General features: G+C 65.1%; 20 protein-coding genes. 13 read left to right on the forward strand and 7 right to left on the reverse strand.

Annotated elements, in window-relative coordinates:
- Positions 1-518: 518 nt before the first annotated feature.
- Entirely contained in the window at positions 519-1604 is a 1086-nt protein-coding gene (locus GXP39_07475) for a peptidoglycan bridge formation glycyltransferase FemA/FemB family protein (protein ID NOZ27879.1), read from the reverse strand.
- Positions 1601-2659: a peptidoglycan bridge formation glycyltransferase FemA/FemB family protein gene (locus GXP39_07480; GenBank protein NOZ27880.1), complete on the reverse strand. Its 1059-nt coding sequence runs from the start codon at positions 2657-2659 to the stop codon at positions 1601-1603. The genes GXP39_07475 and GXP39_07480 overlap by 4 nt, the downstream gene beginning before the upstream one ends.
- 182 nt (positions 2660-2841) lie before the next feature.
- Here GXP39_07480 and GXP39_07485 point away from each other — a divergent pair, with 182 nt between their 5' ends.
- The 11 genes from GXP39_07485 to glpX all read left to right on the forward strand — a co-directional run bounded on the left by GXP39_07485 (position 2842) and on the right by glpX (position 15843).
- The gene (locus GXP39_07485; protein NOZ27881.1) at positions 2842-3858 is read left to right on the forward strand and encodes a hydroxyacid dehydrogenase; all 1017 of its coding nucleotides are present in this window, start codon (positions 2842-2844) and stop codon (positions 3856-3858) included.
- Positions 3859-3873: 15 nt separating this feature from the next.
- On the forward strand, positions 3874-4836 hold the full coding sequence (locus GXP39_07490) for a Gfo/Idh/MocA family oxidoreductase (GenBank protein NOZ27882.1): 963 nt from the start codon (positions 3874-3876) through the stop codon (positions 4834-4836).
- A complete protein-coding gene (locus GXP39_07495) occupies positions 4833-6227 on the forward strand; it encodes a hypothetical protein (GenBank protein NOZ27883.1) in 1395 nt (464 codons plus the stop codon). The genes GXP39_07490 and GXP39_07495 overlap by 4 nt, the downstream gene beginning before the upstream one ends.
- A 152-nt stretch (positions 6228-6379) precedes the next feature.
- Positions 6380-7219, forward strand: coding sequence for a sugar phosphate isomerase/epimerase (locus GXP39_07500; GenBank protein ID NOZ27884.1), 840 nt, complete (start codon positions 6380-6382; stop codon positions 7217-7219).
- Positions 7220-7423: 204 nt separating this feature from the next.
- The gene (gene obgE / locus GXP39_07505; GenBank protein ID NOZ27885.1) at positions 7424-8698 is read left to right on the forward strand and encodes a GTPase ObgE; all 1275 of its coding nucleotides are present in this window, start codon (positions 7424-7426) and stop codon (positions 8696-8698) included.
- Complete coding sequence (locus GXP39_07510) at positions 8695-9354, forward strand: nicotinate-nucleotide adenylyltransferase (protein NOZ27886.1); 660 nt, start codon at positions 8695-8697, stop codon at positions 9352-9354. Before obgE ends, GXP39_07510 begins: the two co-directional genes overlap by 4 nt.
- A gap of 418 nt (positions 9355-9772) precedes the next feature.
- A complete protein-coding gene (locus GXP39_07515; GenBank protein NOZ27887.1) occupies positions 9773-10984 on the forward strand; it encodes a YgeY family selenium metabolism-linked hydrolase in 1212 nt (403 codons plus the stop codon).
- Between the two features lie 91 nt (positions 10985-11075).
- On the forward strand, positions 11076-12008 hold the full coding sequence (gene arcC / locus GXP39_07520; protein ID NOZ27888.1) for a carbamate kinase: 933 nt from the start codon (positions 11076-11078) through the stop codon (positions 12006-12008).
- Between the two features lie 7 nt (positions 12009-12015).
- Positions 12016-13272, forward strand: coding sequence for a threonine synthase (locus GXP39_07525; GenBank protein NOZ27889.1), 1257 nt, complete (start codon positions 12016-12018; stop codon positions 13270-13272).
- Between the two features lie 142 nt (positions 13273-13414).
- Positions 13415-14830, forward strand: coding sequence for a pyridoxal-phosphate dependent enzyme (locus GXP39_07530; GenBank protein ID NOZ27890.1), 1416 nt, complete (start codon positions 13415-13417; stop codon positions 14828-14830).
- A 38-nt stretch (positions 14831-14868) separates the two neighbouring features.
- Entirely contained in the window at positions 14869-15843 is a 975-nt protein-coding gene (glpX, locus tag GXP39_07535) for a class II fructose-bisphosphatase (GenBank protein NOZ27891.1), read from the forward strand.
- A 72-nt stretch (positions 15844-15915) separates the two neighbouring features.
- Here glpX and GXP39_07540 read toward each other — a convergent pair whose 3' ends face one another.
- The 3 genes from GXP39_07540 to GXP39_07550 are packed head-to-tail and all read right to left on the reverse strand — an operon-like array spanning position 15916 to position 19251.
- The gene (locus GXP39_07540) at positions 15916-17064 is read right to left on the reverse strand and encodes a hypothetical protein (protein ID NOZ27892.1); all 1149 of its coding nucleotides are present in this window, start codon (positions 17062-17064) and stop codon (positions 15916-15918) included.
- A gap of 13 nt (positions 17065-17077) precedes the next feature.
- On the reverse strand, positions 17078-18586 hold the full coding sequence (locus tag GXP39_07545) for a hypothetical protein (GenBank protein ID NOZ27893.1): 1509 nt from the start codon (positions 18584-18586) through the stop codon (positions 17078-17080).
- On the reverse strand, positions 18553-19251 hold the full coding sequence (locus GXP39_07550) for a hypothetical protein (protein NOZ27894.1): 699 nt from the start codon (positions 19249-19251) through the stop codon (positions 18553-18555). Before GXP39_07550 ends, GXP39_07545 begins: the two co-directional genes overlap by 34 nt.
- 379 nt (positions 19252-19630) lie before the next feature.
- On the opposite strand from GXP39_07550, the gene GXP39_07555 reads away from it, so the two are divergent.
- Positions 19631-20236, forward strand: a complete 606-nt coding sequence (locus GXP39_07555) for a cysteine hydrolase (protein NOZ27895.1) — start codon at positions 19631-19633, stop codon at positions 20234-20236.
- A gap of 491 nt (positions 20237-20727) precedes the next feature.
- Here GXP39_07555 and GXP39_07560 read toward each other — a convergent pair whose 3' ends face one another.
- On the reverse strand, positions 20728-21900 hold the full coding sequence (locus GXP39_07560; GenBank protein NOZ27896.1) for a mandelate racemase/muconate lactonizing enzyme family protein: 1173 nt from the start codon (positions 21898-21900) through the stop codon (positions 20728-20730).
- Between the two features lie 235 nt (positions 21901-22135).
- Between GXP39_07560 and GXP39_07565 the strand changes: the two genes are divergently transcribed.
- Entirely contained in the window at positions 22136-22777 is a 642-nt protein-coding gene (locus GXP39_07565) for a metallophosphoesterase family protein (GenBank protein NOZ27897.1), read from the forward strand.
- 80 nt (positions 22778-22857) lie between these two features.
- Here the strand turns inward: GXP39_07565 and GXP39_07570 are convergent, their stop codons facing one another.
- A complete protein-coding gene (locus GXP39_07570; protein NOZ27898.1) occupies positions 22858-25836 on the reverse strand; it encodes a hypothetical protein in 2979 nt (992 codons plus the stop codon).
- Positions 25837-25940 lie beyond the last annotated feature (104 nt).

Here is a 25940-nt window from a genome sequence, read left to right on the forward strand (position 1 = left end):
CCTCCTCAGCAACCGTTCTGTATCCTTGCGATTCTCTGATCGACATAAGGCGGAAGTTTATCGATATTATAACACAACTTGCTGATCTGGTGAGTATGCGCCTCGGCGTGGATGCACTATCTGCGCCTCTCCAGGTCGGACGCTTTTGAACCCGGCCAACGAGAGCTGCGCCGTCGGGTTTCCGGGTCAGACGCTCTCCTTTCGGCTCACGACGAAGGGCAGAGCTATCTTACTTTCACTCTCATGATAATATGGAAACCAAAATATCGTAACATAAAATCTGCTTGCTAGGGCTTACAACCTACTGACAACGGCGGCGCGTCCATGGATGAGATGGGCTGCGGCCTGTGAAGGGTCCAGAGGCGTATCTGGGAATCGAGCAGTCCGTGATGCCTTCCCTGCGTGAGTGGAGCTTCCATGCGCCACCCGCGGTGGTGTGAAGGCCGCCGCTGCTGCGTTTCGCTTGTTCGCGTGCTCAGGGGCCCAACGGGACCCCAAAGAGGTTTCCTGGAAATGCGCTAAGCGTGAGATCTGCGGTGTCGATGGAGGAGGGATGCTTGTAGACGGTGTCGTCGTCGCATGATCTCCAGCACACGGGGCATGGCAAAGTTGTAAAAGCGATAGCCGGCCTGCGATACGGGATAGTCCCACGCGCCGATCCAGGCGGTGAATCGGCCTCCGAAGCCGGCCTTGAATCGATAGACGCCCCACATGGGATCGCTCTTTTCCAAGACGTCCGGCGCTCCCCAAAGATCGTATGTGGTACACCCCTGGGCGCGTGCCCAGCGGATGGCCTCCCACTGAAGCAGATGGTTGGGCATGCGGCGTCGCTCCCGGTGGGAGGAGGCCCCATAGAAGTACCAGGCGGTCGGACCGAATCGCAACAGGAAGATCCCGGCGATGGGCTGAGCTTCTACCTCCGCCAGCAGGAGATGGCCCTGTCCGGCCTCCAGAAACCGCTGCCACACGAACCGATAGTAAGGGAAGGGGCGGATCAGGAACCCGTCGCGCTGGCTGGTCTCCGCGTACAGGGCGTAGAAGGTGCCCAGATCGGCCGGGGTGCCCGCGCGCACGGTGACCCCTCGCCGTTGGGCCAGCCGGATATTATACCGCCATTTGGACTTCATCGCCAGCAGCAACGCCTCCTCGTCGGGGCGTAAATCGATGAGCAGGGTGTTCCGGAACTGGATCTGCTCGGCGGAGGGGCGCCACCCGCGCGCTTTCAGGAGCCTGCGCACCTCCTCTCCGGCGGGCGTGTCGGCGGGCACGTCCGGGTCGATCTTGACGAAGAGCACCCGTTGTCGTCGGGCCTCCGCTTCCAGGGCCTCCAGGGCTGCCTGGACGGCTTGCGGGTCCTCCCAATTCAGGGTTGGGCCTTTGGGCACATAGGCGATGCGGAAGGGAAGGCGGTTGAGGGCGCGAACCAGTAGCGCGATGGCCGCTACAGGCGCCTCCTCGTTCGTGACCAGGAGCCGGTGGACCTGCCATCCCGTCTGGGTCTTGCACTCACCCCACAGCCAGCTCTGCAGGACGTGCGGCCGCGGCCATTGCAGGAGCGCCTCATCCCAGGCCTGAGGCTCGTCGATTCGCCGCACCGCGATCATGCTTCCCTCCGGCGTAGACGTCTGCCCACCCGATAGAGCGCGTATCCCGGACGGGAGAGCGGCTTTTCCCATGCGCCCATGAAGCGCACGATGCGCCCGCCGAACCCCTGCTTGAACCGGTAGACGCCCCACAGCCCGCCCCTCCGACCGACGTCGGAGGATGTGAACACCTCGGGGTTTCGGCCCACCTCGTCCGGGATGCCCCACAGATCGTACAGGCGACAGCCGCGGTCCCTGGCCCAACGCATGGCCGCCCATTGCAGCGCGTGGTTGGGCATGAGGTTTCGGCCCTGGCTGGCCGACGCCCCCCAGAAATACCACGCCCGGTCGCCGTGGGCGAGGACGACGATGGCGGCCAGCAGGTGCTCTTGGTGTTCGGCCAGCAGCCATGCGGCCTGTCCCGTGGGGGTGAAGAGGTCGTAGGCGGCCTCGTAATACGCGGCCGTGTGGATCCCGAAACCGTCTCGTCGGGCCGTCTCCTGCATGAGCGCGTACACGGCGGGAAGATCTTCCCGGGTGCCCGCGCGCACGGTGACCCCCTTCCGGGCGGAAAGGCGTATGTTGTATCGCCACTTGGACTTCATGCGGGCCAGCATCGCGTCGTCGTCATCGAGCTCGATCACGATGGTACTGCGGGGTTGGATGGGCTGGGGGGCCGGCCGCCACCCCCCTGCGCTCAGCGATGAGGCGGCCTCAGACCCATCCGGAAGATCTGGCTCCATCAGGAGCACGGCCGCGTGGGAGCGCCGCGCCATGGCCTCAAGGGCCCGCCATAGGGCGTGAACCTGATCGGGGCGTCCCCAGTCCACGATCGGCCCCTTGGGAATGTAGGCCAGCGTCTGTCCCCAGGGAAGCCGTCGGAACAGGATCTGGGCGCCGGCTGTGATCTCATCGCCATCGACCAGGGCCACGCGATGAACCCGCCAGCCGAAGCGGGCCTTGAGTTCGCCCCACAGGCGATGTTGCAGGATGTGCGCGTCCTTCCTGCGGGTAAGCCAGGCGTCCCATCTCTCATCGGGTAGATTCGCATCCAGGGTGGAAAGGGTCGTGGTCATGACGCGGGGAATTATACCATGGCTATGGCCTCTCGAGCGAACGGCGGAAGCGGGATGTGCGATCGTATGTCGGGATGAGCCCCTCACCCGCTTGATCGGGAGGTGGTATAATACCTTGCAATCGGCCATCCGCTCGCGAAACGTGCGCCACATCGAGCCAGGTTCAGCAAGGAGACGTCACCATGACCCTCGAGTCATCCCCCAGGATCCTCGTCCTGTTGCGTCCCAGCCTGTACGATCTGCTCTTCCCGTCGGAGGCGGATCGGGTGCTGCGTGGGCTGGGGCGCGTGGTCTTCCATGATGAGGAGCGCGATCTCTCATCGGGTGAGCTGGCCCGTCGACTCCCCGGCTTTGATGTCGTCATCACCGGCTGGGGGACGCCGCCGTTCACCGACGAGGTGCTGGCCGCGGCCGACCGACTGCGACTGATCGCTCACTCCGCCGGCTCCGTCAAGCACATGCTCCCGCCGGCCGTCTTCGAACGGGGCATCGCCGTCACCCACGCGGCCTCGGCCATCGCCCCCGCCGTGGCCGAGATGTCCCTGCTTCTGGTGCTCCTCCTCCTTCGCCGGGTGCATCAGCTGGATCGGATGCTGAAGGCGGGTGGGGAGTGGGCGGAGGCCAAGGCGCTGGGCATGGGGCGGGAGATCGCTGGCCTGCGCGTGGGCGTGATCGGCGCGGGGTACACCGGCCGCAACTTGATCCGGATGCTCCGCGCGCTGGACGCCGAGGTGTGGGTGTATGATCCTTACCTCAGCGAGGAGCAGGCGGCGGAGCTGGGCGTGTGCAAGGTGGCGTTGGATGAGCTTCTTCAAGGTTGCCCCGTGGTGTCGTTGCAGGCGCCCTCCACCCAGGAGACTCACCACATGATCGGCGCGCGGGAGCTGAGCCTGCTTCAGGATGGCGCCATCCTCATCAACACCGCCCGATCGTGGCTGGTCGATCAGGAGGCGCTGCTGGCCGAGCTGCGGACGGGGAGGATCCAGGCCGCACTGGACGTGTTCGATCAGGAGCCATTGCCACCCGATCACCCGTTCCGGACGTTGGACAATGTCTTCCTGACGCCCCACGTCGCGGGAGCGACCATCCAGGCTCGCCATCGGCAGGGGTGGACAGTGGTCGAGGAGGTGCGGCGCTTTCTGCGAGGGGAGCCGCTTCGGTATCCGGTCACGCGTGAAAAGCTGGACATCATGGCGTAGGGAAGGGGCGATCTCATGGAGAGGATTCCCATCGCGTTCATCGGCGCGGGAGGGTTTGCCAACCGGGTGCATTATCCCTCCCTATCTGAGATGCCCGACGTGCGGCTGGTGGCCGTGTGCGATCTGGTCGCGGAGAAGGCCCAGGAGACGGCCGCCCGCTATGGCATCCCCCGGTGGTACACAGACTACCGTGAGATGCTGGCCCGTGAGGAGGTGGAGGCCGTCTACGTCATCATGCCTCCTATGGGGCTGAGGCCGATCGTCGTGGACTGTCTGCGAGCGGGGAAACATGTGTTCATCGAGAAGCCGCCGGGATATCGGCTGGAGGACATCCGGGAGATGGCCCGGGTGGCCGCGGAGGAGGATCGCCTGGCCATGTTCGGCGTCAACCGCCGTTGGGCGCCCGTGGTGGTGGAGGCGCGCCGCCGCGTCCTAGAGCGCGGCCCGGCCACGTTGGTGATCGGCGAGTTCCACAAACATCATCTGGGGGATCGCCCATACTATGACTCCGAGAGCTGGCTGCGGATGGATACCATCCATACCGTGGACACGATTCAGTTCCTGGGCGGCCGGGTGGAGCGGCTCATAGTCAACGCGCGTCGCCTTTACGACTCGGCGGCGACGAACAACTACACGGCCCTCTTCTCCTTCGACACGGGCGGCTGCGGCGTCCTGTGCGCCAACTACGCCTCGGGCGCGCGCGTCGAGCGGTTTGAGATGCACGGCCGGGGCATCGCCGCCTATATCAGGGCGCCGCAGGTGGCGCGCATTTATCGCGACGGCAACCTGGAGCCGGAGGTCCTGGACGGCCCCACGCTGGCCCAAAGCAACGCCTTCCATCACACCTATGGATACTTCCAGGAGAGTCGTCATTTCATCGGGTGCATCCGGGAGGGGCGGCAGCCGGATACCAACTTCGCCTATGGGGTCGAGCTGATGGAGCTGCTATACGCCATCGATCGGGGAGGGACGATTTGAGCGAAAGGGATTCCGATGTTCGCGTGTTGGAGGTGGAGCCCTTCTTTTCCAGGGAGAGGGCTCGCGAGCCGTTGAAGTTCGGCGCGGTGGTCATGGCGGAGGTGACCTACTGCCAGGTGCGCGCTCGCGTGGAGAATCGGCGCGGCCGGGTGGCCGACGGCTGGGGCGCCATCTTCCTGGCCGACTTCTGGGCGTTCCCGACGCCGCGGGTGGAGCATCCGGTGCGAGACCAGGCCATGCGCCGGATGACGGAGCGGTTCTGCCGTCGAGTCGCCGACCACAAAGGGTTCGCCCATCCCGTCGACATCTTCCTGGCCCTGGAGGGCGACCTGCGGACCATCGCGGCCGAGGTGTCCCAGGAGATGGCCCTGGCCGAGCCGCTGCCCTTCCTGGCCGCGCTGGTGTGCGCCTCCCCGGTGGATGCCGCCATCCACGACGCGTTCGGCGTGGTCAACGGCATCTCGACCTACGAGGGCTATGGGCCGGAGTTCATGGCGCACGACCTCAGCGCGTACCTGGGGCCGGACTTCCGCGGCCGCTATCTATCCGACTTCATCCGGCCGCAATACGCTCCGGAGATCCCCGTCTTCCACCTGGTGGGGGGCCTGGACAAGCTGCGGGAGTCGGAGGTGCCGCCGGACGCGCCGCAGGACGGGCTGCCCAACTCCCTGGATCGCTGGATCGAGCGGGATGAGTTGAAGTGCCTGAAGGTCAAGCTGCGTGGGAACGACCTGGACTGGGATCTGGATCGGATCCTGGACGTCTACCGGGTGGCCCGGGAGGTGCAGACGCGTCAAGGACGGGATGAGCTGTACCTGTCCGTCGACACCAACGAGCAGTGCGAGAGCCCGGCCTACATGGTCGAGCTGCTCCACCGGCTGCGGGAGGCATCGCCCGGGGCGTATGACGCGCTGCTGTGCGTGGAGCAGCCCACCGAGCGGGACCTGCGGGCCCATCGCTTCGACATGCGGGAGCTGGCCACGCTGAAGCCGGTGATCGTGGACGAGAGCCTGACGGGATTGGAGGACATGGATCTGGCGTTGGATCTGGGGTGGTCGGGCGTGGCACTGAAAACGTGCAAGTGCCACAGCATGGCGCTGCTGGTGGCCGCCCGGGCGGAAGCGCTGGGAGTCCCGTACACGGTTCAGGACCTGACGAACCCCGGGCTGGCGTTGATCCACTCGGTGGGGCTGGCCGCCCGGCTGCATCCCCTTATGGGTGTGGAGGCCAACTCTCGACAGTACTTCCCGGCCACATCGGAGCCGGAGGCCGCCGTTCATCCCAACGTCTTCTCTCGGCGGAGCGGCGTGGCCCGGACCGAGACCCTGCGCGGCCCTGGGCTGGGCTATCAGATCGAGCGGATTGACCGGCCCATCTTTCGATCGCAATGATGGATTACGGAGGACGATGAACGGACGACGAAGGAGAAATGACGGGGGCCTATGAGGACCCTACCCCTCGTTCATCGTCTGTTGTCAACGAAGGGGACAACCGTGCGACTTGCGGCAAGGAAGGGGATATCCTCCGTGGAGGCGAAGTGTTCATGAAGCTCATGATGTTTTCCAAGCATCTGCAATCCATGTCCGTCGCCGAGGCGGGACGGGTGATTCGGGACCTGGGCTTCGAGGGGGTGGACCTGACGGTGCGGCCGGGCGGACATGTGCTGCCCGAGAACGTGCGGGCCGATCTGCCCACGGCCGTGCAGACGCTGGCCGATCTGGGGCTTCAGGTGCCGCTGATCACGACGGCCGTCACGGCGGCGGACGAGCCGTACGCCGTCGATATCTTCGAGACGGCGGCCGAGGCCGGCGTGCCCGAGATCAAGCTGGGATACTGGCGCTATGAGAGCTTCGGCACCTTCCGCCGGGCGATGGACGAGGTGGCCCACCGGCTGGATGGCATCGAGGAGCTGGCCCGACGCACCGGCGTGCGGGCCAACATCCACACGCACTCCGGCGACTACATGTCGGCCAGTCCTTTCATCATCTGGCACTGGATCAGGGACCGGGATCCGGCCGCCATCGGCGCTTACGTGGACGCGGGGCATATCGTCGTGGAGGGCGGTGTGTCCACATGGAAGATGGCCCTTGACCTGCTGCGCGATCGGATCACGTTGCTGGCGGTGAAGGACATGGAGTGGCGGCAGGTGGACGATCCTGTCCTGGGGAAGAGGCGGTGGGTCACGAGGTTGGTGCCGCTGAACCGGGGCGTGGTGCCGTGGCCCGAGCTGTTCGCCTGCCTGCGAGAGATCGGCTTCGATGGCTGGATCTCGGTGCATAGCGAATATCAGGGCGGCCATTCCTGGCGGAGCCTGACCGTAGAGGAGCTCATCGAACAGACGCGAGAGGATTTGGCGTATCTGCGCTGGGCGATGGGCGGATAGGGGGCGACTTCTGGTCCGATTCCTGTGGCATCCAGTCCCGGGCGTGTCGCTTACATGGATGCCCGTGAGGGCGGAGGGCCCAGCCCCTGCTGGCTTGGATGTACGACCGATTCCCAAAGGTTCTTGTCAAGGGATATCGATACGTGTATACTGGCCCGCGATCGTGACTGTATTGTGATGGAGATATCCGGGTGAGGCGGGGCATTGTTCTTTGACGAGGCGCGTATCTACGTGAAGGGTGGAGACGGCGGAAACGGCTGCGTGTCGTTCCGCCGTGAAAAATATGTGCCGCTGGGCGGGCCCAATGGTGGCAATGGCGGGCGCGGCGGGAACGTCTACCTGGTGGTCGATCCCTCCCTGAACACGTTGGTCCATTTCCGGAGGAAGATCCACTTCAAGGCGGAGAAGGGGGGGAACGGGCGCGGCAAAGAGCAACATGGCCGTAAAGGGGCCGACTTGTTCGTCCCGGTGCCGCCTGGGACGGTCGTCTATGACGATGAGACTGGGGAGCTGCTGGCGGATCTGGTAGAGCCCGGCCAGAAGGCGTTGGTCGCCCGCGGCGGCCGGGGCGGGCGTGGCAACGCGGCCTTTAAGAGCCCCACGAACCAGGCCCCGCGCATCGCGGAGCGGGGTGAGCCGGGGGAGGAGCGGTGGCTGCGCCTGGAGCTCAAGCTCATCGCCGACGTGGGTCTCATTGGGGTGCCCAACGCCGGAAAGTCCACGTTGCTGGCTCGCGTGACGGCGGCCAAGCCTAAGATCGCCGATTACCCCTTCACGACGTTGCAGCCCAACCTGGGCGTCGTCCAGATCGATCATCGCGACTTCGTGATGGCCGATATCCCAGGGCTCATCGAGGGAGCGCACAGCGGCGCGGGGCTGGGAGATCAGTTCCTGCGTCATGTCGAGCGCTGTCGAGTGTTGATCCACCTCCTGAACGGCCTCAGCCCGGATCCCGTCGGCGATTGGGAGGCCATCAACCAGGAGCTGGAGCTCTTCAATCCTCGTTTGGCGGCGAAACCCCAGATCGTGGCCTTCAATAAGATGGACCTGCCGGAGGTGCGGGAGCGCTGGCCCGAGGTCCGTCAGGCGTTGTTGGACCGGGGCGTCGAGGACCCGATGGCCATCTCCGCCGCCACCGGTGAGGGCGTCCCCGCCCTGCTGCAGCGCGTCCTGAGTCTGCTCGATCGCCTGCCTAAGGAGCCGGAGGCCGTCGCCGAGGAGCTTCGGGTGTTCCGGCCGGAGCCGGACGAGGCGGAGTTCACCATCGAGCGAGACGGGGACGTCTGGCGGGTCAAGGGCAAACGGGTCGAGCGCGCCGCTGCCATGACGAATTGGGAATATTACGAGGCCGTGCAACGGTTCCAGCGCATTCTGGAGGCGATGGGGGTGACCCAGGCGCTGGAGGAGGCGGGAGTGCAGGACGGCGATACGGTGATCATCGGTGATACAGAGCTGGTGTGGGGCGACCAGGAGGCATGATGCGTATCGGGATTCTGGGGGGGACGTTTGATCCTCCTCATATCGGACATCTCATCCTGGCGGAGGAGGCCTGGTCGCAGTTGAATCTGGATCGGGTGCTCCTGGTGCCGGCCGGCGATCCTCCTCACAAGCGGGGACAGCCTCTCTCCCCCGCGTTCCACCGTGTGCGCATGGTGGAGCTGGCTATTGCGGACAACCCGCATCTGGAGCTTTCCCGGGTCGATGTCGATCGACCGGGCCCGCATTACACCATCGACATGGTGCATATCCTGCGTCGGCAGTTCGCGAACGATGAAGTGGAGTTGTTCTTCCTGATGGGGCTGGATTCTCTGGCGGATCTGCCTCATTGGCACCGCGCGGCCGATCTGGTCGCCACCTGTCACCTCGTCGCCCTCAGCCGTCCCTATGTCTCCCTGGACTGGGAGCATCTGGAGCGCGCGCTGCCGGGCATCCGCCAGCGGGTGATCCTGCTGGATATGCCCGAGCTGGAGATCGCCTCGCATATCTTGCAGCAGCGTGTGCGGCAGGGGCGTCCGATCCGCTATCAAGTGGTGCCGGCGGTGGAGGAATACATCTATCGCCATCACCTGTATCGTCCTTCCCCGGCTCCGACGGCCGCTGCCCCCGAATCCTGTCGGGCCTCGGCTGGATCTTAGAGGGGAGCCGTAGCTGAGGGTGTGTCTGAGGAATGCCGTCGCTTCTGCTGTGGGGAGCCCCTCCGGAAAAGGTCCTTCTTCTGCCTTCGACCTGCCCAGCCTCGGCCTGGGCCCTTCGGGATGGGCCGAGAGAGGCAGGTACAGGCCGGAAAAGTGGGATTTCCGTGAAGGGGGGACCCCTCCGCACCTCCCCCTGTGGAGCGGGTCGTTGAGGGAGACCCTCCGGCACCTCTTATTGGAAGTTTTCGGACACGCTCTGAGCCTAAGCGGTCGTCGGCGCAGGGTCAGAGATTATGTCGGGGGAAGGGGGACGATTCGCTCCCCTTTCCCCGGGTAGTGGGGCTTCCATGCCCCACCTGCGGCGGCATGGAAGCCATCGCTGCCGAATGATTTGAATCTGGATCGTGTCGAGGAGCTTATGGATCTGTCTTCTGACCAAATCGCTGCGGTTCGCGCCGATGTGGAGCGCGCGGCCGAGTCCATGATCCATTTCCTACGGGCGATCTGCGCCATCCCATCCTATGATGGGAAGATCGGCCCCGTCGGGGAGCGTTGCGCGCAGGAGATGCGCAAGCTGGGTTTCGATGAGGTGCGCTTCGATCGTATGGGGAATATCCTGGGCCGCATCGGGGATGGGCCGCGCGTCCTCCTGTACGATAGTCACATCGATACGGTGGGCATCGGCGATCCGGACGCGTGGGAGTGGGATCCATTCCAGGGCAAGGTCGAGGATGGCATCCTGTTCGCCCGCGGCGCAAGCGATGAGAAAGGCTCCACGCCGGGCATGATCTACGGGCTGGCCATCGCACGGGATCGTGGGTTGCTTCAGGGCTGGACGGTGTACTACTTCGGCAACATGGAGGAGTGGTGTGATGGGATCGCCCCCAACGCCCTGGTGGAGGTGGAGGGCATTCGCCCCGACTACGTGGTGATCGGCGAGCCGACGAACATGCGGGTGTACCGGGGGCACAAGGGGCGGGTCGAGATGAAGGTGGTGGCCAAGGGACGCAGCGCGCACGCGGCCTCCAACCATCTGGGGGACAACGCCATCTACAAGATGCTGCCGGTCATTGAGGCCATCCGGGACATGGAGCCATCCCTGGGAGATGATCCGTTCCTGGGGCATGGCAAGATCACCGTCACCGACATGCGCGTGCGCACGCCATCCATCAACGCCGTCCCTGACGAATGCACGATCTTCATCGATCGACGCCTGACCCTGGGGGAGAGTAAGGAGGCCGCGCTGGATCAGGTGCGTCGGCATATCCCCCCCGGCTCCGAGATCACCGTGGAGATCCTACAATACGCCGAGCCCTCGTACACGGGGTTCGTCTTTCCGGTGGAGAAGTACTTCCCCGCCTGGGTGTTGGAGGATGATCATCCACTGGTGCGAGCGGGCCAGGTGGTGCGTCGGGCCATCGGATTGCCGGACGCGCCGGCGGGCAAGTGGGATTTCAGCACGAACGGGATCTATTGGATGGGGAAGGCGGGCATCCCCAGCATCGGGTTCGGCCCCGGCAATGAGGTTCACGCACATACTGTCTTGGATCAGGTCCCCCTGGCCGACGTGGTTCAGTCGGCCGCTTTCTACGCGCTGTTGCCCGCCGCGTTAGGGGATGTTGCCTCCTGATGGCGGGCGACCTGTATCGCGCCGGATCCGATAGGCTCCCTCGTCAAAGGAGACGAAAGTGAGCGTTTCCCGAGTATCGAATGGACGTAAGATCGCCGTAGTCGCCGTGGGGGGCAACTCCCTCATCAAAGACCCCGCGCATCCCGAGGTTCCCCACCAGTGGGATGCGGTTCGGGAGACCTGCACCCATGTGGCGGAGATGGTGGAGCAGGGATGGGATCTGGCCATCACCCACGGGAACGGGCCGCAGGTGGGCTTCATCCTGCGCCGGAACGAGTTGGCCGCTCATGAGGTGCATCAGACCCCCATGGACCTCATCAACGCCGATACCCAGGGTTCCATCGGCTACATGCTTCAGCAGGCGTTGAGCAACGAGATGCATCGCCGGGGGATCCGCAAGCAGGCGGTGACCGTGATCACCCAGACCCTGGTCGATGCCCAAGACCCCGCCTTTCGGCATCCCACCAAGCCCATCGGCGCCTTCCTGGATGAGGCGCAGGCACGCGCGCTGGAGGCGGAGGGTTGGTCGGTGATCGAGGACGCGGGGCGCGGCTGGCGACGCGTGGTGGCCTCGCCGAAGCCTCGACAGATCCTCGAGTTGGAGATCGTCACCCGTCTTCTGAAGGATGGTTACATCGTGATCGCGGTGGGGGGCGGGGGGATCCCCGTGGTGCGCAACCGGAAGGGAGAGCTGCGCGGTGTGATGGCCGTGGTGGATAAGGACCTGGCCACGGCGCTGTTGGCCATCGGCCTGCGGGCCGACCTCTTCCTGATCTCCACGGCGGTGGAGAAGGTGGCGCTGAATTATCGTCAACCTGACCAGGTGGACCTGGATCGCATGACGCTCTCGGAGGCGAAGCGATATCTGGCCGAGGGACACTTCGCCCCGGGCAGCATGCGCCCCAAGATCGAGGCCGTGATCCACTATCTGGAGGCGGGCGGACCGCGTGCCATCATCACGAATCCGGAGAACATCGCCCGGGCCCTGCAAGGGGAGACGGGCACCCACATCGTGCCGGATTGAGACGCTCATGGAGGGAGGCGTGGATCACCTGACGGGCTGGCGATGCAGCCTCTGCGGGACGGAGTACGCGCCGGAGGAGGTGACGTACACCTGCCCGGCCTGTGGCGACGCGGGGATCCTGGACGCCCTGTATGATTACGTCGCGATCGCCCGGGAGATCACCCCGGGCGCGATCCGGACCCAGGGCGGCGCCGATCATTGGCGTTATCGCCCCCTGCTGCCGCTGCCCGATGGAGCGCCGCTTCCGCCGCTTCAGGTGGGGTGGACTCCCCTGTATCCGGCGCCCCGTCTGGCGCGAGAGGTGGGGGTCCGCGCCCTGTGGGTGAAGGACGACGGGCGTAACCCCACGGGCTCGCTGAAGGATCGGGCCAGTGCGCTGGTTCTGGCCATTGCGGCGGGGCGCGGCGAGGCCATCGTCACGACGGCTTCCACGGGCAACGCGGCCGCGGCCCTGGCCGGCTTGGCCGCCTCCACCGGCCAGCGGGCGGTCATCTTCGTGCCGGCGGCCGCACCGCCGGCCAAGATCGCCCAGCTGATGGCGTATGAGGCTCGCGTGTTGCTGGTCCGCGGGAACTACGACGCGGCGTACGATCTGTGCCTGGAGGCCGCCCGGGCCTTCGGCTGGTATTGCCGCAACACGGCCTACAATCCCTACACGGCGGAGGGGAAGAAGACGGTGGCCTTCGAGGTCGCTGAGCAGCTTGGCTGGCGCGCCCCTGAGTGGATCGTGGTGCCTGTGGGGGATGGGAATATCATCACCGGGGTGCATCGGGGCCTCCAGGACCTGATGGCCCTGGGCTGGATCGACCGGATGCCTCGCTTGCTGGCGGTGCAGGCGGAGGGCTCAGCGGCCGTGTGTCGTGCGTGGGCGGCCGGGCGAGATCGAGTCGAACCGGTCCGGGCTCACACGGTGGCGGACTCCATCGCGGCCGATCTCCCCCGGGATGGTGTGCGGGCCCTGCGCGCCGTACGCCAGACGGATGGCGCCTGTGTGGCGGTGTCTGACGACGAGATCCTGGCCGCTATCCCGGCCATCGCGCGGGGGAGCGGCGTGTTCGCCGAGCCGGCGGCCGCCGCGGGGTACGCGGGGCTGCGGCGGGCCGTGGTGGAGGGCATCGTGGACCCCTCGGCCGAGGTGGTGCTCCTCGTCACGGGGAACGGGCTGAAGGATATCGCCAGCGTGCGCCGATCCGTGTCCGAACCGGCCTCGATTGAGCCGCGCCTGGCGGCCGTCGAGGAGGCAGTGAGAGACCTCATCAGCTGAGAGAGCGCCCGGATGGCCAGAACACAAGGAGTAGCGGGAGTGAGTTCTGTGCCTCCGGGGCTGAGCGTGGGAGCTCAGCTCGCTGTTGGAGAATGGTCGGCTCATGAGATGAACCTTATCTTTTATCGGGGTGGATGAACCCATGTTGGAGAACATCAACGTCAAGAATCTGGTCCTCGGGCCTACGTTCGAGGAGATGCTGCATCCGGAGCGCATCGATCCCGAGGTGCGTCGGCGGGCGTTGCGGGCCATGACGGCCGATCCGCTGGATCCCATCAACCTCTACAACATCACCTGGCGGGATCCCGATGGTCGCATCCGCTATGAGGTGTTGCCCCAGGAGTTGACGGGCGTCGCGGCCCCCATCGTGGTCCTGTATGGGAAGGATTTCCCCACCGGCTCCCACAAGGTGGGGGCGGCGTACTCCGTCCTGGTGGAGAAGGAGCTCTACGGCGAAGTTGATCCCTCCGTCCACAAGCTGGTCTGGCCGAGCACTGGCAACTACGGCATCGGCGGCGCGTGGGTGGGGTGCCGTATGGGCTTTGACAGCATCGTGGTGCTGCCCGAGGGGATGAGCCAGGAGCGCTTCGAGATCATCGAATCCTACGGCGCCCGGGTGATCCGAACCCCAGGGTCGGAGTCCAACGTGAAGGAGATCTACGACAAGACCTGGGAGCTGCGGCGGGCCGATCCCGATGTGCGCGTCCTGAACCAGTTCGAGGTGATGGGCAACTATCGGTTCCATTATTACGTCACCGGAAACACGATCGTGGAGCTGGCTGACGTGCTGCGCGAGCAGGGGATCGGCCGGGGCGAGATCACGGCCTTCGTCTCGGCGATGGGATCCGCGGGCACCATCGCGGCCGGGGATCGGCTGAAGCAGGTCTGGCCGGAGCATAAGATCGTCGGGTTAGAGCCCATCCAGTGCCCCACGTTGTATCAGAACGGCTACGGCACGCACGATATCCAGGGGATCGGCGATAAGCATGTGACCTGGATCCACAACGTGTGGAACATGGATGCCCTCATGTGTATCGACGATCTCGAGTGCAAGATGGGGCTGCAGCTGCTCACGGAGGAGGCCGGCTGGCGCACCATGGTCGATCGATACGGCGTGCCCGAGGAGAAGGTGCGCAAGATGGCCACCATCTTCGGGATCTCCGGGGTGTGCAACGTCCTGGGGGCCATCAAGACGGCGAAGTTCTACGGCCTGTCCGGGGACGACGTGATCGTCACCATCTGTACGGACGCCATCGACCGGTATCGCAGCGTGATGGCGCAGTTGACGGAGCAATACGGGCCAATGGACGAGACCGAGGCCGCGGTTCGCCTGGTGAGCATCTTCCACAAGCAGAAGCTGGATTGGATCCGGGAGGCCACACGGGACGAGCGATCCCGGTGGCATAACCTGAAGTACTATACGTGGGTGGAACAGCAGGGCAAGACTGTGGAGGAGCTCGACGCGCAGCGGGACCCGGCCTGGTGGCAGGCGGAACAGGCCAAGGTGGCGGAGATCGACGAGCGCATCCGGGAGGCGCGTCGCCTGCAAGGGATGTGAGGCGGTCGTCACTGCCCGGGGTGACGTGAGGAGGAGCGATGGCAGAGCTGCCGGAGCGGAATCTGGCGTTGGAGCTGGTGCAGGTCACCGAGGCGGCTGCCCTGGCCGCCGGCCGGTGGACCGGGCGCGGGGACAAGGAGGCGGTGGAGCGCGCCGCCGTCTATGCCATGTCCCTGGTCCTGCAGCAGATCGAGATGGACGGGATCGTCGTGATCGGCCGGGGGGACAAGGCGGATACGCCCCGGTTGTACCATGGGGAGCGCCTGGGGATCGCCTCGGCTCCCAAGCTGGACATCGTCGTCGAGCCGGTGGATGGCATCCGGCTCACGGCCGAGGGATGGCCCGGCGCCGTCTCCGCGGCGGCCATGGCCGAGCGGGGAACGCTGTTCGTGCCCGGCCCGCTGCGATATATGGAGAAGCTCGCCGTCGGCCCTGAGGCGAAGGATGTGGTGGATCTCGAGGCGCCCGTGGCCGAGACGCTGCAGCGCATCGCGCAGGCGAAACAGCGCGATGTGGGCGACCTGACCGTGATGGTGTTGGATCGACCACGGCACATTGCGCTCATTGAGGAGATCCGGGCGGCCGGGGCTCGTATCCGGCTGATCCGCGATGGCGACGTGGCCGCGGCCGTCTACACCGCTCTGCCGGAGAGCGGCATCGATGTGCTCATGGGGATCGGCGGCGCGGGGGAGGCCGTGCTCGGCGCCTGCGCGCTCAAATGTCTGGGCGGGGAGATCCTGTGTCGCCCTTACATCCGCAACCCGGAGGAGGCGGAATATCTGTCTCAGCTGCAGATCGCCGAGGATCAGGTCCTCTCGTCGGATGATCTCGTCAAAGGCGAGGATATCTTCTTCGCCATCACGGGCGTCACCGATGGCGAGGTGTTGCAGGGCGTGAAGTACTTCGGAAGGCACGCCAGGACGCATAGCATCGTCACTCGTTCGAGGACGGGTACCCTGCGAGTGATTCGCACCACGTACCGTTGGGACAGGGTCATGCAGATCCTGCGGTGAGGTTTTTTCTCTGGCGCACGATGAAAGGAGGGCAGATTTCCCTATCTGCCCTCCTTTGGCTTTGATGATGCACTACGACGATGTATAGCGCCGACAGAATCGGTCGAACAGATCATCCAGCTCCTCGGGCGTGAGATCCCCATCGATCAGAAGGGCCAGACCCTCGGGGCGTAGCGCCTCGCACAGGGAGAGCACCTCGTCAGGGGGACAGATCACCAGGACGGATCGTCCCTTTTGTTGGATCTTGCGGAACATATCCACCCAGGCCAGGGCCGAAGGCGTGCCCGCGCCCGGGGTGAACTGGATGGCCTGGATCTCGGGCACCGACAGCAGCGCGTCGATGTGGGTGGCCGCCCCGGGGCCGTCCAGATGGAAGACCGCCCGGCCGACGGTCGCCGCCTGGCGGGCGATGTCCGGCAGGAACAGGCGCTCGAACTCCCGTGGCCCGATCATGAAGTTGAAATCGCAGGCGGGGATCATGTAGGGGCGGTTCGACCACAGGCCGAGCCAGTGGATCAGCCCCGCGCCCCGCCCGAGGACGATCCGATACATCTCCGTGAAGACCTGTCGCCAGGCGGGGTAGATGGCATCGATGGCGGCGCGCACGCGGTCGGGCTGGTCGATGACGTCCATGCAGAGCTGGGTGGCTCCCCGCAGGTTGAGCAGCACGTCGGCCGATCCGCCCAGATCCGGCGTGCAGACCAGGTAGCGTCCCACCGCATCCTTGGCCACGCGCTGCAACAGGTGGCGCAACAGCTTCCACCACGGATTGTCCTCATGGATGGTCCAATCGGGCGCGTTGGACCAGTCGTCGTTGATGAAGGCGTGCGTCCACCCCGTGTCGGCGCCGAACTCCAGCTTTCCTCCGAACATCCCGCTCAGCAGCACCGGCCCGAAGTCGGCGCGAATGTAGGGCAGCGCGTCGCCGACCCGGTGGAGCTGTCTCAGGTCCGCGTATTTGGCCTCGAACCAGGCGTCGGGGTCATGGAGCAGCTCCAGCCGTCGGGTGATGGGGCGTGAGGGATCGGTGTTGGCCGTCGCCATGAAGATGGGACGGTCCAGTAGCTCGTGGGCCCACCACGCCTCGAAGCGCCGGGCGATGGTGGGGAAATCCGGACAGAACGCCAACGGCTCGGTGGCGATCCGCTGCAATGTGCTTGCCCAGTCCGACAGCTCCGCGATGGGCGTGATCGGCGGATAGGTGATCGGTGAAGCGCTCATCCTTCCCCCTCCCTCAATCAGGCCAGCTCCAGGGCAGCGTGTTCTGGTAGACCCAGGCGATGGTGTGGAATGCCTGCGTGGCGATGAGCAGGATCCCGGCCTCGAGCTGCGCGCTGCGTTCGGGAAGCGCAGCCATCAGGCGATCCACCGTCAGCAGCGTGAGGGGGACCGCCGCGGGGGCGAAAAGATCCCAATCCCGTTGCCCCCCGTAGTCTGGGTTCCACGTCCAGATGAAGAGCAGGTAGAGGCCGGCTGCGATCGCCAGGAGGCGGGTCCACGTCGATCCGGTGCGCACGCGCGGCCAGGCGAGGGCCGCCAGCGCGACGAGCGTCCATAGCGCCATGGGCGCCGTCAACAGCTGCTCATTCAGCATATCGACCAGGTGTCCCCAGGAGAACATGGTGTAGTGTTCCCAGCGGGTGGTCGCGGCGAATAGGGGCACGAACCATTTGCCATCGCCTCCCCCCGGCCGATCCTCTCCGACCAGGTAGCGGAGGCCGTGCCCGCCCTGTTCCATCAGGAGGATAACACCGCCGGCCACGATCACCATCGGCAGGATGATCTGCCATGCGGCCGCGCCGTAGCGCCGCTCTTCGCCCTTTCGCGCCCAAACCCATCCCAGGTACAACAAAGAGGGAGCCAGCACGATGCTCGATGGGTGCAGCGCGTGGGTGAGCGCGAGCGCCGTCGCGGGCCAGAGGAGCGGGATCTGGTCTTGCAGGCAGCGCCACGCCAGCCACAGGTAGATCATCATCCCCAGCGTCATCAGGGAGTAGTTCTCCACGTATCCGAAGAACAGTTGTATGGTGCCCAGCGTGGCGACCAGGCCGAAGGTGATCGCCGCCGCGTACCGATCACGGGATGTTTCGATGGCTAGGCGTGCCAGCGCGTAGAGAAAGATCCCGCCCGCCAGCACACTGGTGAGCGCGTAGGGGGGCATCGCGTCGCTCCAGCCCCACAGTCGGTGGCCCAGCGCCCACAGCTGCGCGTGCAGATAGACGGTCAGCGGCGCCTGCCAGGTGTACGTGAGATGGACATCGGGGTGCGCGATCGCCTGGCTGAGGATATACGCGTCGCCCCAGCGGGTGTGGACCAGGCGGAATCGCCAGAACAGTGGCAGGCCGATCAGGGCCAGCAGCAGAGGCAGTCGTCGGATGGTCACGCGAGCCAGGATGCGCTCGGCGAACGCCGCTGCCCGCCGCGTGATGGGAGGATAGCAGAGGAGAACTGCCAGCCCGGCCAGGGGCCAGCGCGCCCATGGCGGGAGATAGGTCGTCGGCCACAGGCCCCACGCGCGGGTCTCCCCAAGGGCGGGCGCCGATAGGTGCAGGGCGATGATGATCAACGCGATGGCGCGCAGACCGGTGAGGAGCCGAAGCGATCGCTCCGAGATCCGGGAGACGTGATTGGATGACGAGTTAGCAGGCGTAGGCACCGTGTTGACCACCCCGCTGATGCGGTGGGCGCCGGGTTTGGAGGGCACGGCGATCAGTTCAGGTCGCCCTGGGGCCCTCGTTGCCACACGATGTGGCATCGATCACAGGCCGGGAAGACGATCTCCTCGGACAGAAAGTCCAGCTCCTGTGGGATATCCCGGTGGCTGACGTGACAATCGCTACAGTACAGGACGTTCGCGTCCGCGTCCGCCCGGACGACGGGGTCCGCATTGTACTCCGGCAGGTAGAAGTGGTAGTGATTCTCGAAGTCTTGGTCGTCGATGGCCTCTTCATGGCAGCGCGTGCAGCTCGCGTTGGGAAGCCAATCGAATCGTGAGCGCCCGACCGCCTGTGTCCCCTCGTCACCGAGCAGCCATTTCACCGTGTTTCGGGCGCCCAGCGTCAGGGCGATCGCCCTGTGTCGCAGGCTTTGATCCCCCCGGTGGCAGGCCACGCAGTTGACGACGCCTCGTGTTTCCCCTCCGGGGGACTGATAGAACTCCTCCTCGTCGTCCTCTTCCTCCTCCCATTCGCCTCTGACGGTGACGGCGTAGTGGAAGGCCGCCAGGTTGGGGCTGTAGTCCGGCGTGGCCTGCTCGGCCTGATTGACGTAGCGCACCTCCGAGGGGCGATGGCAACTGGCACAGAACCGGTTATCCTCCTCCAGATGGCTCACGACGATGGCTGGGATCAGCCCTGCCAGCAATCCTGCGATGAGGATGGCTAAGATCGTTCGTGCCCGGCCGGGCATGCAGGCCTCCTGCTCTTCTCGGGTACGTAGAGGATGTTCGATTCGTCCATCGGGGGAGGCGTGGGCCTATCATATCACACCGCGTGGACTCATGTCTAATGGATGGAAAGGAGAAAGTATCTTCGGGCGGAGGGGAGTCCCTCTCCGGCCTGCACCTGCCTTGCTCGGCCCTTTCCGAAGGATCCAGGCCGGGGCCGGGCAGGTCGAAGGCAGAATCGGAGGGGGGATCGTGCGGCCGGTCCGAGGAGATGGCAGCCTGTCCTGCCACGCCTCCCGGGAATTCATTGACGAGCCCGTGCTGCGCCCGTATAATGCCCACGCGACGCAACGATGGCGCGTCCTCTAGCATGGGCTATGGAGGGATGAGGATATGGCTCGCATGTTGGAAGCACCGATGTATCCGGTTGCTGGAGAAGTTTCCCTCGACCCGCGGCGCACCGCCGTGGTGGTGGTGGATATGCAAAACGACTTCGTGAAGCCGGATGGGAAGCTTCACGTTCCCAGCGCTCAGGAGGCCGTGGAGCCGATCGCCCGACTGTTGGAGCGGGCGCGAGAGGCGGGCGTTCTGATCATTTATACGCAGGATCTGCATGGCGAGGATGATCCCGAGTATGGGATCTGGGGGGAGCACGTGAAGGCAGGCACCTGGGGGGCGGAGATCATCCCGGAGCTGGCTCCCCAGCCGGGGGATGAGATCGTACAGAAGCCTCGCTACGATGCCTTCTACGCCTCTCGCATGGAGGACGTGCTGCACTCACATTGGGAGGTGGACACGCTGATCATCACGGGCACGGTGACCAATATCTGCGTGCTCCACACGGCCGGAAGCGCGGCGCTGCGCTGGTATCGGATCGTGGTCCCGAAGGACGCCGTGGCCGCCCTGAACGAGTTCGACCAGGAGGCCGCGTTGCATCAGATCGACTTCCTGTACAAGGGGACGATCACCACGGTGGATGCGATCCGTTTTGACGCTGACGAGGGATGAGTAGACATTACTACGGGATAACCCGAAGGAGCAAAGCCCCCCGGAAAGATCTCTTTCTCCGGCCTCCGATCTGCCGGGCCTCGGCCCAGATCCCCACACAAAGGACCGAGGCCCGGCAGGTGCTGGCTGGGAGGTGAGAGCTCTGGGGAGGGAGAATCTGCCTCCCCATTGGTATCAACTTAAGCGATATGGAAGCGTGGCCCCGCATCTCTGGGGTGGTTCGGAGGGGCTTCCCCTCCGCCCCCCCCTTTCAGGTGCGACCGCCCGTGGAGGGAAAAGGTGGCAGGCAGGGGCCTCGCTCATGCTGTTCAGTTGATGCGAATAGGAGGGAGAATCTGCCTCCCCTTGGGAGGGCACAGAGGTAGGGAGCACCTTCGGGCGCCGAGCCGGCGAATTTTCCGGTGTGCTCTCCGCGAATGGCTCGATGTTCGACGGGGCGTGGACGGAAGGCGTCGAAGGGAGCCTGCCTCCATGGACGGGCCGTGATGACGCTATTCGAAGAAGGAGGCCCCTTCTTGTAGGTGCGCTCGTGCGACCTCCTCGTTTAGCGTAATCCCCAGCCCGGGCTCGTCCGGCAGCGCGATGTAGCCGTCCTGGATAAGCGGCGTGTCGCCGACGACCAGGTCATCCCACCACGGCACCTCCTGGGCGTGGAACTCGAGGATGAAAAAGTTGCGCATGCTGGCGCAGGAGTGGCACGCGGCCATGGTGGCGATGGGGCTGGAGACGTTGTGAGCGGCCATGGGGATGTAGTAGATGTCGGCTAAGTCGGCGATCTTTTTAGCCTCCAGCAGGCCGCCCACTTTGGGGATATCGGGTTGGACGATGTCGACCGCCTGAGTGGTGATTATGGGACGCAGCCCATGGCGCGTGTAGTGGTTCTCGCCGGAGCAGATCGGGACCGGCGAGTGCTCGGTGACGCGCTTTAGCGCCTCGACGTTGTCGGGCGGCGTGGGATCTTCCATCCACATCAGACGGAAGGGCTCCAGTTCCTGGGCCAGTTTGATGACATCACGGGTGTTGTAGTTCCAGTGGCAGTCCACGGCCAGGTCCACGTCGGGGCCGATGGCCTCACGTACGGCGCCGACCAGGCTGACCATGAGATCGATCTCCCGGGTGGAGAGGGGGCGTTGCTGGCCCTGGAGCCATCCCTTACGTGCGCCGACGCCTACGTGGTAGGGATCCCGGAATCGTTCGGGGGCGATGTTGTCGAGATCGAACTTGATGGCGGTGAATCCCTCGGCGACCGCCTGTTGGGCGTGCTCAGCCCACGCGGCCGGTGTAGGTTCGGCGCCATGACCGCAGTCCGCGTATACCCGGATCCGATCTCGATATCGCCCGCCCAACAGGTTGTAGATCGGCGTGCCCAGGGCCTTCCCCTTGATGTCCCACAGGGCCAGCTCGATGCCGCTGATGGCGGCCACGACGGCGCCGCCGGTGGATCCGGCCCCAGACATCCCCCGCACCATCTTCTGGTACAGCCAATCGATGTTGTGCGGGCTTTCGCCTATCAGCAGCGGCTTCATGCGGCGCACGATGGTCTCCACGCCGGCGCCCCAGTAGCACTCCCCCAATCCGATGATCCCCTGGTCCGTGTACACGCGGACCAGGATCCATTCGAAGTTCCCCTGTACGACGGCGGTTTTCACGTCAGTGATCTTCATCTTGCAGCCTCCCTTCGCCTGAGGAACCCGCTTATGGCCGCGATGACAATGGCGGGTTGAGGAAAGACGATGGCCTCTACCTTATCGCAAAACCCGGGGTTCCGCAAGCGTCTTTGCGGTTTCGATAGCGAGAGGCCCGCAGGTTACTGGCTCAAGTCCCGGCCAGGCGGGCGAGGGCGGGGGAAGGGCTGCTCACATTTTCGTGGGTGCTATCAAACGTGTCTTGGAGAGGGAAATGATCGCTTTCGTCTCGGATATCCATGGGAATCTGGCCGCCTTGGAGGCCGTTGTGGAGGACGCCCGCGGCCAGGGGGCGCAGCGCTTCGTCTGTCTGGGGGATGTGGGCAGCTCAGCCTGCCTGGACCTTCTGTCCGAGATCAGGGCCGTGTGCGTGTTTGGCAATTGGGAGGTGTCCGGCTGGCATCGGTACGCCGAACGTCACCGATCCTGGGTGCGCGGGTGGCCGCCGTTGTGGGGCGAGGACCGGTGGGTGGCGGCACACGCTTCGCCCGACTGGCCAGAGGACGTGGATTCCGTGGAGGCGGCGGAGGCCTATCGCCGCCGACATGGCCTGTCCTGGCTGGCGATGTTTCCAGCCCTGCACCGGGATGCGGAGGCTCGCTGGCGAGCCCTGGCGGCCATGGAGCTCAGGGGAGTGCAGATCGCCTTTCATGGCCATACGCATGTGCAGGAGGTGTGGCAGTGGGGAGCGGACCGTCGTTTGGTGCGTGTTCCATCCGCTGACTTGGAGGTCGTCCACGGCAGTCGCTACCTGGTGGGCGTGGGGAGCGTGGGGAATCCGCGGGATGTCTACGGGGCCTGCTACGCGTTGTGGGAGCCACCAGGGCGGGTGCGCCTGTTGCAGGTGTCTACCTGACAGAGGGGGAGGCGGGCAAAGGCGGCCTGGATGCCGTCCTCGCCCGCCTCCTCCCATTTGCTCGGCGTGGCGTGGTGGGGTTACGGTGATTGGTGTTGGATAAACGGCATATAGATGCCGGGCACTCTGCGTGGGAGCGCCAGGACCAGCGCCGGATCGCCGAACAGGGTCATCGTGTGGAGTAGCGGGTCGTCTCCGACGGACGCGTACAACGTCAGCTTGGCCTTGACCGTGGCCGGCCCGATCTGGCGGATGCCATCGCTGAAGAGGGCGTGATAGAATCCTCTGGCCAGAATGTGCTCGATATGGGCCAGCCCGAGCCCGGTGGGCGACCAGTTGGCGATGGAGCCGCGCTCCGCCACGATGCTCATCGCCTCGGCGATGGAAAGGTAGCGGTTCTTCCAGGGGGCGATGAACGCGCCGTCGAAGCAGTTAAACGTCGTCACGAACGGATAGCGATCCTTGTTGTGCAGTTGGGACACGTAGGAGGAGCGCCAGACGGCCTCGTTGGCCCAGAGGTCCATGGCGCCATGTCCAGTCCAGGTGACGAACAGGACGCCGTGGTTGATCGCACGCGTGATCGCTGAGGTCACCTCATCGCCGGTTGCGTGCGTTTGCCCCAGGTATGCCCGGGTGACGGAGATGTAGGAGGGGATCTCCCCGGTGATGAGGGCATCGGAGAGGACCGGGAAGTTACCCGCCTCGTCCGGGTTGTCGGCGGCCATGAGGGCTCGCTGTTGCCATGGCGCTGGGGGCTGGCTGCTGTAGCTCAGGATCTTGTCCACGACTCCCTGGGCTTCCTCCAGGGTGTTGACGGCGATCCGGCCGATGATCATGTCCGGGAGTGGATCATCGCCGACGATGGTCACGAAGGTGTTGTCGGCGGGCGCTTGCCCGAGCCAGGGATCCTCCCAGACCAGATAAGGGGGGATGCGGATGGGGATGGTGAGGTAGACCGTTGGGTTGTAGTTCCGCAGGTTCGCGTGGGCGTCCCCGAGCAGGGTCACGAAGAGAGGGGCCGGGGGCTGCCAGTTGGCGTATGCGTAGGCGAGGAAGTCTCGGATCGCCCGGGGATGCCGGATCCCATCATAGAACTCGTTGTAGATCTCCTGCACGTTCACGATGGCCACCCGCTGCCCTCGCGATCGATGGAACGCGGCCAGGCGTTCGGCCGCCGGGCGGAATTCCTCATCGATGATCAGGATGTGATCTGCGCCCTGTGTCGGGCTCCGAATGGCGGAAGGAGACACGGGCTGCGCTGTGTCGGGCGCTCGGATGGCCGACGCCGCCACGGCGAGGAAGCGATCTCCCGCCCCCGTGGTGAGCCCTGTGCGCAGCGTGTACCGGTTGGACTCGGTGATCACCTGAAAGGCGGTGATGCGCTTCGGCTCGCCGGGGTCGGTGATGTCGTATAGATACAGGTCTGGCTGGGTGAAATCGGTGATCTGGAAGTCCCAGGTGCCGGGCGTGTCCGCGTGAAAGAGGAGTGTGTCCTGGTACGCCCGGTATGCTCGCGAGTAGGACACCTCGATCCAGTTGGGGAACATGTCCTCGACGGCCACCCCGGGCAGTCGCACGAACTCCAGCGTGACCTGATTCACCCCGGAGACGAGCAATGTTGGAGAGACGGTGGCCGTGATCTGGATGGAGTGGGATCCGTCCCAGGTCACTTCTTGCACCTGCGTTCCGTTCAAGAAGACCCGGGTCAGGTGGTCTGGGTCGAGCTCCGGGGATTGGGAGCGGGCGCGCACTTCGACGGTCATCTGGACGGTTTCGGTCACCGGGGCCGGGAATGGAACGGTGACGGTGTAGGTCTTTGACACGGATGTGGCCTTTCCTCCGACCACGACGCGCTCCCAGAACCAGGTGTCCTTCACATCGGGCGTCTTCGTCTCCAGGGTCCACCAGAAGGTGTTCTCCTCCGCGTGGATGGTGTCCCGGAACGAGGTGGGCGTGGCCTTCCCCTGGGGGGCTCCGTTCACGGTGACCATCCGCTTGCCGGACGCGCCCCCATAGCTTAGCCAGTAGATGTTCGTCCCCGTATACTGGGTGTCCTCGATGTCCCCGTGGAACGCCTGGCCGTAGAATTCGATGTAGTCCGCCGGATCCAGGCGGCCATCCTCCTCCCCGGATACCCAGATGGCGATCTCGCGCCCCTGGCTGCTGATGGAGAGCGTGCGCGGGTCTAGCGTGTCGACCGGGAGTCCCCAGGAGGCGAGTTGATCGTAGGTGATCCGATAGATCCCATCGTGGTCAATTGGGATCTTGTAGCGCACGCTCGCCGCGGCCGCGGAGGCGCTGCGGGCGATCTCGGGCAGGGGGGCAGCCTCCGGCGGGACGCGCCAGAGGCGGGCCTGGTCGTAGTTGAGCAGGACGGCTCGTAGGATATCTTCCACCGGTTCGGGCTCTGCGATCTGTGTGGTCGGCGCCTGAGCGGGGATCCCCGTGAATCGGACGGAGAAGCGAATCCGGGTGTGCACAATAAGCTGACGCCGCTGTGGATCGTATTGGAAGGGGGCGATCACCAGCCGGGCGAGCCGTTGGCTGCGCAGGAACCCCGCCGGCTCGATGGCCACCGGTGCCTGGGGATAGAGGCCGTCCTTCTGAGGGGGGAGAGCCTGGACCCTCGCGCCGGCCTCCTGTGCGGAAGCGAGCGCGTCGGAGAGGTCGCCACGGATCGGCTGCCAGGCGGCCACCGGTTGGTCGAGAGACCGGATCTCCTGCTGATCCTCGACGATGGAAACGATCGCTTTCCCACTCGGCGGGAGGCCGATCAGCGTCCCCGTGATCGGAAGGCGAGGGAACCCTGGCGGCGCGTTTGGAACCAGGCCGGGGGCGCTCACCTCGCTGGACTCCCCGATGGAGCTTACCCGATAGGGGGGCACGGTGAATTCTATCTCGAGGCCGTCGGCCCGTTGTTGAACGATCCGAAGCCCAGGGATCGATGTGTCCGATCCCTGGGCGCTGCCGGGCACGGCCAGGGATCCTAGGAGGAGGAACAGTCCGATCGCAATGGAGATCCCGATGGCAAATCTTCCGGTGACGATGATCCTTTTCACGCTGGCTCTCCCCTACATCGATGGTGAATATGTGGCGCTGTCAATGGATTGAGCCTCATGATGAGGCCCTGTGTTGCCCTGTGCCTTAAGGCCCGAGAGGATGG

This window comes from Chloroflexota bacterium (assembly GCA_013152435.1).
Taxonomy (GTDB): Bacteria; Chloroflexota; Anaerolineae; order DUEN01; family DUEN01; genus DUEN01.